The sequence below is a fragment of the Marinomonas polaris DSM 16579 genome (assembly GCF_900129155.1).
GTDB classification, from domain to species: domain Bacteria; phylum Pseudomonadota; class Gammaproteobacteria; order Pseudomonadales; family Marinomonadaceae; genus Marinomonas; species Marinomonas polaris.
Map to the genome: position 1 here is coordinate 1 of NZ_FQVF01000002.1, position 13,120 is coordinate 13,120.

12 protein-coding genes and 1 rRNA gene are annotated in these 13,120 nt (G+C 41.2%); 8 read left to right on the plus strand and 5 right to left on the minus strand.

The window, feature by feature from the left end; all coding sequences use genetic code 11:
• The first annotated feature begins 144 nt into the window (after positions 1-144).
• Positions 145-259: ribosomal RNA gene (rrf, locus tag BUA59_RS00010) — 5S ribosomal RNA — on the plus strand.
• A gap of 277 nt (positions 260-536) precedes the next feature.
• Here rrf and BUA59_RS00015 read toward each other — a convergent pair.
• Positions 537-1,475 (minus strand): LysR substrate-binding domain-containing protein, encoded by a 939-nt coding sequence (locus tag BUA59_RS00015; protein WP_072837692.1) that lies wholly within the window; start codon positions 1,473-1,475, stop codon positions 537-539.
• A 108-nt stretch (positions 1,476-1,583) separates the two neighbouring features.
• Here BUA59_RS00015 and BUA59_RS00020 point away from each other — a divergent pair, with 108 nt between their 5' ends.
• Positions 1,584-2,492, plus strand: coding sequence for a DMT family transporter (locus tag BUA59_RS00020; RefSeq protein WP_072837693.1), 909 nt, complete (start codon positions 1,584-1,586; stop codon positions 2,490-2,492).
• Here the strand turns inward: BUA59_RS00020 and BUA59_RS00025 are convergent.
• Entirely contained in the window at positions 2,478-3,080 is a 603-nt protein-coding gene (locus tag BUA59_RS00025) for a TetR/AcrR family transcriptional regulator (protein ID WP_072837694.1), read from the minus strand. The two genes, BUA59_RS00020 and BUA59_RS00025, sit on opposite strands and share 15 nt — an antisense overlap.
• A gap of 117 nt (positions 3,081-3,197) precedes the next feature.
• On the opposite strand from BUA59_RS00025, the gene BUA59_RS00030 reads away from it, so the two are divergent.
• Positions 3,198-5,219, plus strand: a complete 2,022-nt coding sequence (locus BUA59_RS00030; RefSeq protein WP_072837695.1) for an NADPH-dependent 2,4-dienoyl-CoA reductase — start codon at positions 3,198-3,200, stop codon at positions 5,217-5,219.
• A 74-nt stretch (positions 5,220-5,293) separates the two neighbouring features.
• Here BUA59_RS00030 and BUA59_RS00035 read toward each other — a convergent pair whose 3' ends face one another.
• Entirely contained in the window at positions 5,294-5,647 is a 354-nt protein-coding gene (locus BUA59_RS00035) for a YkgJ family cysteine cluster protein (protein WP_072837696.1), read from the minus strand.
• 185 nt (positions 5,648-5,832) lie between these two features.
• Here BUA59_RS00035 and BUA59_RS00040 point away from each other — a divergent pair, with 185 nt between their 5' ends.
• Positions 5,833-7,287, plus strand: a complete 1,455-nt coding sequence (locus tag BUA59_RS00040) for a phospholipase D-like domain-containing protein (protein WP_072837697.1) — start codon at positions 5,833-5,835, stop codon at positions 7,285-7,287.
• Between the two features lie 47 nt (positions 7,288-7,334).
• A complete protein-coding gene (locus tag BUA59_RS00045; protein WP_072837698.1) occupies positions 7,335-8,111 on the plus strand; it encodes an endonuclease/exonuclease/phosphatase family protein in 777 nt (258 codons plus the stop codon).
• Between the two features lie 31 nt (positions 8,112-8,142).
• Here BUA59_RS00045 and BUA59_RS00050 read toward each other — a convergent pair whose 3' ends face one another.
• On the minus strand, positions 8,143-9,495 hold the full coding sequence (locus tag BUA59_RS00050) for a DUF2254 domain-containing protein (RefSeq protein ID WP_175550726.1): 1,353 nt from the start codon (positions 9,493-9,495) through the stop codon (positions 8,143-8,145).
• A 36-nt stretch (positions 9,496-9,531) separates the two neighbouring features.
• Positions 9,532-10,050: a hypothetical protein gene (locus BUA59_RS00055; protein WP_072837699.1), complete on the minus strand. Its 519-nt coding sequence runs from the start codon at positions 10,048-10,050 to the stop codon at positions 9,532-9,534.
• Between the two features lie 271 nt (positions 10,051-10,321).
• On the opposite strand from BUA59_RS00055, the gene iscR reads away from it, so the two are divergent.
• The 3 genes from iscR to sufC all read left to right on the plus strand — a co-directional run bounded on the left by iscR (position 10,322) and on the right by sufC (position 13,120).
• On the plus strand, positions 10,322-10,810 hold the full coding sequence (iscR, locus tag BUA59_RS00060; protein ID WP_072837700.1) for a Fe-S cluster assembly transcriptional regulator IscR: 489 nt from the start codon (positions 10,322-10,324) through the stop codon (positions 10,808-10,810).
• A gap of 74 nt (positions 10,811-10,884) precedes the next feature.
• Positions 10,885-12,321: a Fe-S cluster assembly protein SufB gene (sufB, locus tag BUA59_RS00065; protein ID WP_072837701.1), complete on the plus strand. Its 1,437-nt coding sequence runs from the start codon at positions 10,885-10,887 to the stop codon at positions 12,319-12,321.
• A 13-nt stretch (positions 12,322-12,334) separates the two neighbouring features.
• A complete protein-coding gene (gene sufC / locus BUA59_RS00070; protein ID WP_072837702.1) occupies positions 12,335-13,120 on the plus strand; it encodes a Fe-S cluster assembly ATPase SufC in 786 nt (261 codons plus the stop codon).

Below are 13,120 nucleotides of genomic sequence, written 5' to 3' on the forward strand. Positions count from 1 at the left end.
AACATCGGTTTGATACTTGGTTATCGCTATTTCAAAAAAGAATTGTTAAAGATCCAAGCACGTATTCGCGTGTTTTGAGACAAGCTAACGATAAAACGTCAGCGCACAACACAGTGCACCTCGGAACAAACGCAAAACGAATTGCTTGACGATCATAGAGGCGTTGAACCACCTGATCCCATCCCGAACTCAGAAGTGAAAAGCGCCATCGCCGATGGTAGTGTGGGAGATCCCATGTGAGAGTAGGTCGTCGTCAAGCTTTATATTAAGAAGGCCCTGATAGCTAACGCTGTCAGGGCTTTTTTTGTTTTGGAACCACGTCATCTGTCTCTTTACTACTTTTGGATTTACGCCATAGTCCGAAGGAACCAGTGGAAGACATCCGCAGGATGCCCGAAGGGGATGAAGCAAAGCTTGAGATCATTGAAGGTCGTCGTTCTCTCTACACATAATGCCGTTTTTAGTTTAGTCTATAATTCAGAATCCTAGCGACAGCAGCATTAAAATCCGGCCCTCGTTCCGTTTCTTCAATCTCATTATACTTTAGCTAGGGTTTTAGCCTCTTCTTTTAGCCAGCGTTTCAAGTATCTTATTGCGTCTTCATCTTTTCGACTTTCTTTGTAAGCTATATAGAAGTTGTCTCCAGTCTTGAATGAGCTACAAGGGAGTCTTATTAGAGTTGTCTCATCATGTTTTTCACTCATCATGTAGTCATTTACAAGTGCGATCCCTAACGAGTGTTTTGCGGCTTCATAAGCCAGCATAAGGTGACTGAATCGATGAAATTGAATGTGTTCAGGTAAGGTGTGTTTTAAACTAGCAAACCACCGCTTCCAGTCTTCTATGTGACGATCATAGATGCTGTATGAAGTAATAAGTGGGAATTGAGCAAGTAAGCTAGGAGTCGAGCTTAATTTATTTACTAGCTCTTGATGGGTTATTGCTCCCAATTTATTCTTAATCGTCTCAAAATAGCTTTGACTGCAAACAGGAAATAACTCTTCTTGATAGAGAGATTCAAATAGAAATCCTCGTTTTTCTTTTTCTGTGGTGATAAAAAAGTCAGCAGTTCGATCGGAAAGATCCGGAGTGCCATGACTCATCTCAATGCTTAATTCTAAGTTTGGATATAAGTGCTTCAGCTCTGGAAGTCTTGGTATGAGCCAATAGACAGCAAACGAGCTGTATACAGCTAGTCTGATGTTGGTTTTCTGTTGGCCTTTAATATGGTTTGTCGCTTCTTCAATTTGCAGCAATGAATTGCTGATAGAATCTAAATAATGTTTCCCCTCTTTTGTTAGCTCTAGGTTTCTTCCTTGTCTATGGAAGAGACTTTCCCCTAGGTGGTTTTCTAAAATTCTTATTTGGTGGGAGACTGCGCTCTGGCTGACATTGAGTTCGTTAGCAGCCAGAGAAAAACTGTTTAGCCTAGCAACAGCTTCGAAGACGGGAAGTGATTTTAGAGGAGGAAGCATATTCTTATTATCCAAATAACTAATACTAGTGGTAAATATATCACTTTATCTAATGGCATGTACTCATTAAGCTGATGCGAATAATACGTGCTCTCTAGGAGATAAGTTGTGTCGGGTCGTACAGTAAGCAGTGCTATTTTAATTCTTGTATTAGGAAGCTTTTTTGCAACCTTGTGCGATGTCTTTATTAAGATGGCAGGCGTTGATGTGGCTATTTTTCAGTTCACCTTTTTTCGTGCAGTCTTCATGTGCCTTATTCTTTGTCCTATCGCAGTGGCTAAATACTTAAGTTCACCTAGGTCAATGGCAACCTTGGGTTTAAAGTGGCATTTTATTCGAGGGAATATATGGGTTTTAGCGGCTGTTCTTCTCGTTATCTCCTTAGCTGAATTGCCTTTAGCGACAGCCAATGCAGTGTTTTACACTGCACCTATTCTAATAATGCTTTTTGGCGCTTTTTTCTATAAAGAGCGCTTAACTGTGGATGTCGTACTTGCTGCTGTATTGGGCTTTATTGGTACTTTGGTAATTTTAAGGCCGACTGAAGTGACGTTTGCCATGATAAGCGCGGTTCTTTTTGCGGTTGTGTTAGCAGCGAATAGTCTATTGATTAAAAAACTGCCTCAAGAGCAAAGTATGCTTTATGGTTTATTTGTTACTCAGCTTTTTGCTTTGCCTCTGGCCGGTGGTTTAGCATTTTGGGAAGGAGAAACGTTTGAAATTGAAATCTTGATTTACGCGGCAGTATCTTCAATTTGTTCTATTTTATACAGCGTATCCTGTCTTATTGGGTACCGTTATGTGGCATCGAGTAAAGTCACTAGCGCTGAATACTCAGGGTTGATTTTTGCATTTTTGCTAGGTTGGTGGGTATTTGGTGAAACACCAGACTTAGGTGTTTTCATTGGGTCGCTTTTTGTTATTACACCGTTATTGTATTTAAGTCATAGGGACATTAGGCGATTAAAGAAAGAGCAATTAATGTCTAATACCCGATCCAATTTAGGTGCTGGTTGAACAAAGGTTTTTAATCATTTGTTCAACCATATCTGTTAAATCTTCTGTATCTAGGTAGATGCCATCTATAAACAGTCGGGCTAGTCCGTGAAGGCTAGCCCAAGTTGTTTGTCCAATTCTGAGTGGCGTATTGTTACTTGGAAGGATATTTTGCTCTTGTAACTCTTCCACCCAATCAATCCATGCTTTAAATGTTTGCTTAGAAGCTGCTTTTAGCGAGTCACTTGGATTGCCAGCTTTCCATAGCGTTCTGCCATACATAAGATCATAAGTTTCATTATGTTGAAGCGCATATTCTAAATAAGCGTGAACATATTTTTTGAAACCTTCTTCAGCGGTGTTTTTTTGTGCTCGCAAAGAGTGGAGCATTTTCGCTTGCTCGTAAAAACCTTGTTCTGCTAGTGCGCAAAGCAGCGCGTTTTTATCTTTGAAGTGATGGTAAGGCGCCGTTCTTGAAACACCAACAGTGTCTGCAAGTTTGCGCATACTTAGACTTTCGACGCCTTGTTCTTTGATGATTAAAGAGGCGGATTCAAGTAATGATTTGGTGAGATCACCGTGATGATACTGTGTTTTTAATGTCGACATGGGCTGATTAAATACTTCTATCTTGACAATGTCAAAATGAAAACCTATCTTGACAGTGTCAAAATTGCATGCGGGCAGCTGCAATACCAAAAAATAATAAACAAAGTGAGTCAGATTATGAGCCATTCAACGTATCCACATTTATTTGAACCATTAGATCTAGGGTTTACTCAGCTAAAAAATAGAGTGCTGATGGGATCGATGCATTTAGGTTTAGAGGAAGTGAAGGGCGGAATCGAGAGAATGGCCGTATTTTATGCTGAGCGTGCTCGTGGCGGAGTAGGGCTTATTGTTACTGGTGGCATTGCACCTAACTCTGAAGGTGCTGTTTACGCTGGTGCGGCGACAATGGCATCTGAGGAAGATGTTAAAAAGCATCGAATCATTACCGATGCAGTGCACGCAGAAGGCGGGAAAATATGCATGCAAATCTTGCATACGGGCCGATATGCTTATAATCCAAAACTGGTTGCGCCATCTGCCTTGCAGGCACCGATTAATCCTTTTAAGCCTGAGGCGTTAACTCCAGAAGGCATTGAAAAACAAATATCTGATTTTATCAATGCCGCTACTTTAGCTAAAAAAGCGGGTTATGACGGCGTTGAGGTGATGGGATCAGAAGGCTATCTATTGAACCAATTTATTGCCGCTCGAACAAACCAGCGTGAGGACGAGTGGGGTGGAGAGTACGATCATAGAATCAAGTTACCGACAGACATAGTGAGACGAATTCGAGAAGCCGTAGGCAGTAATTTTATTATTATCTACCGACTTTCTATGTTGGATCTTGTTGAAGGCGGTAGTGATCTTGAAGAAGTGGTTAAACTTGGTCTTGCCATCGAAAAAGCTGGCGCCAGCATTATAAGCACAGGGATTGGTTGGCACGAAGCGAGGGTGCCGACAATTGCTACCAAAGTGCCGCGAGCGGCATTCACTTGGGTGACGGCGGAACTGCGTAAATCCTTATCTGTGCCTTTGGTCACCTCTAATCGAATTAATACGCCAGAAGTGGCAGAGCAAGTACTGGCTCGTGGTGATGCGGATATTGTGTCTATGGCGAGACCTTTCCTTGCCGACCCTGAATTTGTGTTAAAAGCAGAGCAAAACCGTGCCGACGAAATTAATACCTGCATTGCTTGTAATCAAGCCTGTTTGGATCATGTGTTCGATCAAAAAATGACATCTTGTTTGGTCAACCCAAGAGCGTGTCATGAAACTGAGATCATTATTACACCAGTTGATTCTCCTAAGCGTATTGCCGTTGTTGGAGCTGGCCCTGCAGGTTTAGCGTTTGCTACCACAGCGGCAAGACGCGGTCATATTGTTACTTTATACGACGCGGGCAAGGAAATTGGCGGGCAATTTAATATCGCCAAACGCATCCCTGGTAAAGGCGAGTTTTATGAAACTTTGCGATATTTTGCGCGTCAAGTAGAACTGACAGGCGTTAACCTTCAATTGAATACCCGGGTCGATGGTGAACTTCTAAAAAGAGAAAAGTTTGACGAAATTGTACTAGCAACCGGTATCTTACCTAGAACCCCGGAGATTGAAGGCGTAAAGCATCAAAAAGTAATGAGTTACTTAGATGTGATGAGTGGTCACCCTGTTGGTAAACGAGTTGCCGTTATTGGTGCAGGCGGAATTGGCTTTGATATCAGTGAATACTTAATTCATTCGGTAGCTCATAAAGAACAAAAGATTGAAGACTTCATGACTCAGTGGGGCGTTGATATGAGTTTTTCAGCTCGAGGAGGCGTTGAAGGAATCAAGCCGGTGTTTGAAAAAGCTGAGCGCGAGGTTTTCTTATTACAACGTAAGAAAAGCAAAGTGGGAGCTAACTTAGGCAAAACGACAGGCTGGATTCATCGTACAGAATTGTCGAAAAAAGGCGTCGTCTTTTTGTCAGACTGTGATTATCAGCGTATTGATGATGAAGGACTGCATTTAACGGTGAATGGCGAAGCTCGTTGTCTTGAAGTCGATACTATTGTCGTGTGTGCAGGGCAAGAACCAAACCGATTATTAGAGCGTGAGATTGGCCATGCTGTTCACTTCATCGGTGGGGCGGATGTAGCTTCTGAATTGGATGCGAAGCGAGCTATTAAGCAGGGTACCTTGTTGGCCTGCTCATTATAATTAGGTAAAAGACTTAGAGAGTGATGGTTAAAGATATTGATTCATCACTCTCATTATTTATTAAGCATGGATATTTACACTAACACTTGCCTAGTCGTGGCTATGTAGTGATGAACCTGATCCTCAATTTTAGAATCAACCATGGTTTCTGGACCACAATCATTAGGGCAAGCCATTTTTGGTGTAGTACCAAAAAGTCGGCATATTAGCGGGCGCTCATCGTACACTTCGCAACCATTCGGCCCTAAGTGGACGCAATTAAGCTCCTCTAAAGCTGTGTCATGCTCTGCATCCGATTTAACTGGTAGGCGTAACATTTCTTCCGAAGAAGCTGTAACAGGTCCGCAACAATCGTGACAGCCTGGTTTGCATTTGAAGGTCGGAATTCGCTCACGTAGTCGTGCAATAATGTCTCGGTCATTGGTCATGTGTTTCTGCCTTTGGGTCGCTGTTTTAGTATTATTGCTGATATCTTGAGCTTAATTTTTGCCCGAATACCTCGTAAGCTTTCTGTAAATCACTTTATCTCGTTGATTAATGGTGTAACTTATCACATATAAAATAGTTGATAAAAGTAACGATTATTGGCAACACATTATTAGAGTTGGAGTTTATGCAGGTATTAGAAGCATTGTTTGAATGGGTTAGCTTTCATTGGGTAACTATTATCGTCGTGTTGCATATCGGTTTGTCTGTTGTGACATCCTTGCATGTGCTGCTATTCAAAGAAAACGAACGTACTTCCCTTGCTTGGATAGGTCTGGTGATATTTTCGCCTGTCTTAGGCAGTTTGTTCTACTGGTTGTTTGGCATAAACCGCATTAGGCGCATAGCAAAGAGAGAGCATCCTCAAACACTCAAACAAGATTTTCGCTATAAAGAGGATTGTATCGATTTTCACTGCCTACCTGAAAACTGGCATTCATCTGTTATCGCGGGGTACGCTATTCATCCAGTGAATTATGTTGATGATAATAGTATTGAGCCCCTTGTTAACGGCGATAATGCTTATCCAGCGATGATAAAATCGATTCAAGCTGCAAAACATCACATAGTTTTATCAAGTTATATTTTTGATTACGACTCACTTGGGCGTCAATTCGTTAACGCATTAGCGCAAGCGCAGCAGCGTGGTGTGTTAGTGCATGTTTTGTTAGATGGCATTGGAGTTGGTTACAGCTGGCGCAAATCAGATAGGGCATTAAAGAAACGAGGTGTGAGAACGGCACAATTTTTACCTGCGATTTCGTTTACAAGCATTCGTTTTATTAATCTAAGAAACCACAGAAAAATACTCTGTGTTGATGGTGAGGAAGCTTATATTGGTGGCATGAATATCAGTAAAAGTAATCTAGTTAAGTCTGCAAAACACCCGATTGATGATGTTCATTTTAAGGTGACGGGCCCTGTTATTGATCAAATTAGCCAAGTCTTTATAGAGGACTGGTTCTTTGCTACAAGAGAGTTGATTCAATTTCCTTCCTATAGCCCAAGCACTCCGAAGGTAAAAAATGATAAATCCGTTGTCGCTAGAGTTATTCAAGACGGCCCCGATGAGCATCATAATAGGATTCGTTGGACATTAATTAACGCACTCGTTTGCGCGCAAAAAAGCGTTAAGATTATCACTCCTTATTTTATTCCAGACCAAACATTAATGACGTCTCTTCATGCTGCAGCTTTGCGTGGTGTAGCTGTTGAAATTATTGTACCGGAGCACAGTAATATTCTATTTGTAGATTGGGTTATGGAAGCCAATTATCCAAGAATCATAGAGCATGGTATAAAAATATATAAAAATAAGCGGCCATTTGATCACAGTAAAATAGTGCTTATTGATGATGTCTGGTCATTCATAGGTTCTACTAACTGGGATGCCAGAAGTCTAGAGTTCAACTTCGAAATCAATTTAGAGTGTTTTGATAAGAATCTGAATGGGCAGCTGACGGAATTATTTGAGTCCAAAAAATTCAATGCTGAAGGTGTGCTAGAAGAGGATGTTCGAGGCTTATCTATCTACAAGAAAATCCGTAATAACCTATTTCGTTTGTTTTCTCCGTATTTGTAATGCGAATCCTTGTTCGTTGTCGTTATCATTTTTAAAGGCTATTTTTTATGATGAAAAGTCGTTACAGCACTGTTGAATCGTTAAAAATAATGGGTAGCGCTTCGAAACAGGTGATAGGGCCAGACATCAAGGTATTGTTGTGGAATGTGTTTAAATGCAAACGAAAGGGCTGGCAGAGCGATTTTGCTTCCCTCATTGATAATAAAGATTTAATTTTATTGCAAGAGGCTATTTTAAATTCCCCCTTTGATGAAATGTTCAATCATTCTTCGCAACATCAGTGGATTATGGCAAGCAGCTTTAAAAACGTAAAATCTAATATTGAAACGGGTGTTAAAACCGGATCAAGCGTTGTGGCAAATAAGCATTTTTTTTCAGCATCTACTCATAGTGAGCCTATTACTAAAACTAAAAAAATGGTGTTGGCGACCGAGTATCCGTTAGCAAATACAACAGAATCTTCCTTTGAACAGTCGTTGCTCGTTATCAATACTCACATGATTAACTTTGTTTCTTTCGAAAAATTCAGAGCGCATCTTGACCAAGCTTTTCAGGCTCTAGAGCATCATAGTGGTCCGATATTATTGGCCGGTGACTTTAATACTTGGAACAAAAAAAGAATGCAGTATTTTGATGAGCTAGCTATTTCATGCTCGTTAAAAGAAGTGGACATAACTCGCCAGCCAAGGTTAAGTCATTTATTCCGTCATCTTGATCACATTTATTGCCGTGGATTAGGCGTTGTTGACGTGCATGTTCACACAGATATTCATTCTTCTGATCATTACCCAATCAGTTTGTCACTTCGTCTCGCAGGTGATTAGCTTTTTATACAGGCTAATCATTGTTGGTTTTTTACGCATTATCTAATAGTTTACTCAAGGCTTGTAGGCGGATGGATACTTCCTTTCTGTCCAAGTCTATTAGTTGCTGTTGCTCTAATCCATGTTCGATCATGAGCTTTTGATGACGGACAAAAGACCAATGAGTTGCATGATTTGCTTGTTCAGCAATACGAATCAAACCTTCTAATTGACGCAAACGCACTGCTAGGCACGATTGTGAATATTGGCGAATTTGGTCAAAGGCGATATTGGCTAGGGTTTCAAATGATGTCGTTTTGTAGGTTACTCGTTCTACTCCTTCTTCATCATAGGTTATGCCTTCGGGGAAGTTTTTTTGAGTCAAATCACAAATTGCTGCTGTGAGTTTATCTATGCAGGCGATAGCTGTGTATGGATCATTTATCCCGGGTGAAAGGGCTCTTAAGGCTATTTCAACCAGTTGGTGAACGGCAAATTCAGGGTCTTGTAATGGTGTGCGTTTTGGACCTAAGGTAAAACATTCGTGCAGTGTTTGTTCGTCTTTTGCTGAAAATTGTTTGATGTCACTTGTCATAACAACCATCCGGTTTACCACAAAGTCCCCTGGATTGATTAAGATATTCATGTGGCCATCTAGTTTGCTCATTATATCGGTGAGGTCAGCATAGTTGATGGTTTGAATATAGCCACATGAATGGCTTCTGAATTGGTTTTCTTTGTTTCTATCTTTTGTTTGGTTTGCTGCCGAAATTTTGTTTTGATTTGTTGAGGATCTTGTTTCTTCTTCCTCTTTTTGCAAATTAAAAATCTGATCGATGCTGTCTTTTAGTTCGGTATAAACGTTGTCTATGACGCTGTCAGATTGCAGATTGAGTGCAATGTGATGAATAAAATAAATGAGCAAAAGAATACCGCATAGCGTCATGACGATAGCGCCAGCAATAGTAAGACCCGGAAGGAAAGCTCCACCAGCAAAATCATCGGTTGTTCGAGCCAAAATTAGGCAGTAAATAAATAAGGAGATAAAAACACCAAGTACGACTTGGGTGCTTGAGTCTTCCATGAAGTTACGAATTAACCTTGGCCCAAATTGTGATGAGGCGTTGGTAAGAGCAACTATGGTAATCGAAAACGTGATACTTACTACCGTCATCATGCTGCTAGCCACTGTGGTGAGTAGGTCTCGAGTGATAGCCGCATCGGCATGGTATAGAAAACTCAGCCAATTTAACGAGTTTAGACCCGCGTATAGATCAATTAACAGTAGTAATGTACAGCTTGAAATAGTGAGTGATAAAATCAGGCATGGGGTAAACCAGAAGCTGGTTTTAACCGCATCGTATATTTTTAGTATCTTGGTGTTTTTTATTATCGATAATTGCAAAAGGATACGTCCTTGTGTGTTGTTGAAAATTGGCGGCTACTGACTCTTTTCGTTTGGCTCGCCAGTTTTTAGTAGTTTTAGCAAATCTTCTCTTTCTATGCTGCCTTTTAGTGCCAGGTCTAGCTGGTACTGATATTCGTCATTCCAGTCTATTGTTCTTGGGCTGAGCTCAGACAGGTCTCGCATGGCCGATTTCATAACCTTCAAATAAGCTTGAATATTTTGTTCTTGATCGACCAAAATATTTTTTAATGCTGTTGCGCTACTGTGTCTTAGATAAAGCTTAAGCACATCGGTTTGTTCTTCGATCGCTTTTATTTTTGCATCTTGCTGGGAAAGCGATTGCTCAAAATTTGAGAGTACAGCACTTTGCTCTGTGATCTTTTCGTTGACTAGGACGTCTTCTTTTGAAGATTGGACAAGAAAGTAAGTAACGCCAGAAGAAGCTGCGACGCTAAAAACAAAGCATACAAAAAAAGCGGCAATAAGCATGATTGGCTTTTTTTTAGGTGCTTCTTCCTGAGGCTTTTTCTCATCAATAGGTTTTGATGGCATGGTCTTTCCTTTGTGTTCTACTCATTGAAATTAATAGTGTGCTTGTTTGGCCCAAAAGGACAAGGCTTTTGTCACTCATGATCTTTCTAAATAGCGACGATGCCGTTTTAAACGCATTCAATAGTTTAGTTTTTTCCTGAGTGCACGTAAAATACGCACGAATTATTAGCTGTGAGTAATAACCTACTAAAATAGTCAGGTAAATACTTGATCAAAACAGTAGGTTTTGTGTACTATTTACCCTCACTGAATAATTTTAATTGGATAGCTTATGCGCCTGACAACAAAAGGTCGTTATGCGGTAACCGCCATGCTCGATCTGGCATTGCATTCGGATCAAGGGCCAGTGTCTTTATCTGATATTTCGAGTCGACAAGGGATATCGTTATCTTATCTTGAGCAACTGTTTTCCAAACTTCGTAAAAAATCTTTGGTTAACAGTGTGAGAGGTCCCGGCGGTGGATACCGTCTGAGTCGTTCGAATAATGATATTTTTGTTGCGCAAATAGTTGACGCTGTTAACGAGTCCGTCGACGCAACAGGTTGTAAAGGACGAAGTGATTGCCAAAGTGGTAACACCTGTCTTACCCACCATTTATGGTGTGATTTAAGCGATCAAATACACGATTTTTTAAATCAAATTAGCCTAGATCAACTCGTACGTCGAAATGATGTGCGCCTAGTTGCAGAACGGCAAGAATTCGAAAGCCGACAACGTTGTCTTGAAAATGACAAAATTAGCGCGGCCATTGTTGATTAAATAGAGAATAAATTAGTAGAGCTTAATGCGCTGATTCACAGTGCGTTAGTGACTATAATTGAGTGAGTTTTTATATGACTGAGCAGATAGATAAGGCGCTGGCACGGGAATACGAAGCGGGTTTTGTGTCTGATGTAGAATCAGAAACATTTGAGCCCGGTTTGGATGAAAATGTAATCCGACGTATTTCTGAAATGAAAGGCGAGCCTGAATGGATGCTCGAATGGCGCCTAAGTGCATTTCGTGAATGGTTAGAAATGGAAGAGCCTGAATGGGCATTGGTTGATTATCCGAAAATAGATTTTCAGTCTATTTCTTACTATTCAGCTCCAAAAAGTATGAAAGACAAACCTAAGTCTTTGGACGAGGTTGACCCTGAATTACTGCGTACTTATGAAAAACTTGGCATTCCTCTGATAGAGCAACAAATGTTGGCCGGCATCGCGGTTGATGCGGTATTTGACTCTGTCTCTGTTGTGACCACATTCCGTGAAAAGCTTGAAGAAGCCGGTGTTATTTTTTGCCCGATTTCTGAAGCACTGCATAAATACCCAGATCTTGTTAAAAAGTACATTGGTAGCGTTGTTCCGAAGAAAGACAACTACTATGCGGCGTTGAACTGTGCTGTCTTTACTGATGGTTCTTTTGTTTATATCCCCAAAGGCACTCGCTGCCCGATGGAATTGTCTACTTACTTCCGTATTAACGAACAAAATACCGGTCAATTTGAGCGTACTTTGATTATCGCGGATGAAGGTAGTCATGTAAGTTATCTCGAAGGTTGTACGGCGCCACAGCGTGATGAAAATCAGCTACATGCTGCCGTTGTAGAATTGGTTGCTATGGATAACGCTGAGATAAAATACTCAACGGTTCAAAACTGGTATCCAGGTGATGAAAACGGTAAAGGCGGTATTTACAATTTTGTAACCAAGCGCGGCATTTGCCATACCAATGCCAAAATTTCTTGGACGCAAGTAGAGACCGGTTCTTCTGTTACTTGGAAGTACCCAAGCTGTATTTTGAAAGGCGATAACAGTGTTGGTGAGTTTTACTCGGTTGCTTTGACGCGTGGTCGTCAGCAAGCAGATACGGGTACTAAAATGATTCACATTGGTAAAAACACCAAGTCCACCATCATTTCTAAAGGTATCTCGGCAGGCCGAAGTAACAACAGTTACCGTGGTCTTGTTCGTATGAATCCAGGTGCCGAAGGCGCACGTAACTTCACACAGTGTGATTCTTTGTTGATTGGTGATCAGTGCGGAGCGCACACTTTCCCTTATGTGGAAAGCCGTAACCCTTCTGCAATTATTGAGCATGAAGCAACGACGTCGAAAGTCAGTGACGAGCAGATGTTCTTGTGTCGTCAGCGTGGTCTTGATCCTGAAAAAGCCGTATCCATGATTGTGAATGGCTTCTGTAAGGAAGTATTTAAAGAATTACCAATGGAATTTGCCGTCGAAGCGGGCAAGTTACTAGAAATAAGCCTTGAAGGCTCAGTAGGTTAAGGAATTATTAAAGATGTCGAACACGAAAAGTTTGTTGACGATAAAAGATTTGCACGCCAGCGTTGAAGAAAAACAGATCATCAAAGGGTTAGATTTAGACATCAAACCAGGTGAAGTACACGCGATCATGGGGCCAAATGGCGCCGGTAAAAGTACGCTTGGTTATGTTCTATCAGGTCGTGATGGTTACACTGTAGACAGCGGTAGCGTGACGCTTGATGGTGAAGACTTGTTGGAAATGGAGACGGAAGACCGTGCCCGTGCTGGTTTATTCTTAGCGTTCCAATACCCTGTCGAAATTCCTGGTGTAAGTAACTTAGAATTCTTAAAAGCATCAGTTGATGCGCAGCGTCAAGCGCGTGGCGAAGACGCCATTACTTCTGCTGATTTCTTGAAAGAAGCGAAAGCGGCTTGTAAGCAAGTTAACTTGCCAGTGGCTTTCTTGAAGCGTGGTGTTAACGAAGGCTTCTCTGGTGGTGAGAAAAAGCGTAATGAGCTAATGCAAATGTTATTGCTTAAGCCAAAGCTTTGCATCTTAGATGAAACCGATTCTGGTTTGGATATCGATGCCTTGCAAGTAGTTGCTGAAGGCGTGAATAGCCAACGTTCTGCTGATCGTAGCTTTATTGTTGTGACGCATTATCAGCGTCTTTTGGATTACATTAAGCCTGACTTCGTGCATGTATTGTCTGACGGTAAAATCGTTAAGAGTGGCGATGCTTCCCTTGCACTTGAGTTAGAAGCTCAAGGTTACGCTTGGTTGCAGAAAGAGCCAGCTGAAGACGAACTTGAGGGGTAA

What these genes read in the sequence shown, in the direction of transcription:
- BUA59_RS00025 (WP_072837694.1), bottom strand. Translation starts at nt 3,080, where the DNA reads ATGTCGACATTAAAAACACAGTATCATCACGGTGATCTCACCAAATCA.
- BUA59_RS00035 (WP_072837696.1), bottom strand. Translation starts at nt 5,647, where the DNA reads ATGACCAATGACCGAGACATTATTGCACGACTACGTGAGCGAATTCCG.
- sufB (WP_072837701.1), top strand. Translation starts at nt 10,885, where the DNA reads ATGACTGAGCAGATAGATAAGGCGCTGGCACGGGAATACGAAGCGGGT.
- sufC (WP_072837702.1), top strand. Translation starts at nt 12,335, where the DNA reads ATGTCGAACACGAAAAGTTTGTTGACGATAAAAGATTTGCACGCCAGC.
- iscR (WP_072837700.1), top strand. Translation starts at nt 10,322, where the DNA reads ATGCGCCTGACAACAAAAGGTCGTTATGCGGTAACCGCCATGCTCGAT.
- BUA59_RS00045 (WP_072837698.1), top strand. Translation starts at nt 7,335, where the DNA reads ATGATGAAAAGTCGTTACAGCACTGTTGAATCGTTAAAAATAATGGGT.
- BUA59_RS00030 (WP_072837695.1), top strand. Translation starts at nt 3,198, where the DNA reads ATGAGCCATTCAACGTATCCACATTTATTTGAACCATTAGATCTAGGG.
- BUA59_RS00040 (WP_072837697.1), top strand. Translation starts at nt 5,833, where the DNA reads ATGCAGGTATTAGAAGCATTGTTTGAATGGGTTAGCTTTCATTGGGTA.
- BUA59_RS00055 (WP_072837699.1), bottom strand. Translation starts at nt 10,050, where the DNA reads ATGCCATCAAAACCTATTGATGAGAAAAAGCCTCAGGAAGAAGCACCT.
- BUA59_RS00015 (WP_072837692.1), bottom strand. Translation starts at nt 1,475, where the DNA reads ATGCTTCCTCCTCTAAAATCACTTCCCGTCTTCGAAGCTGTTGCTAGG.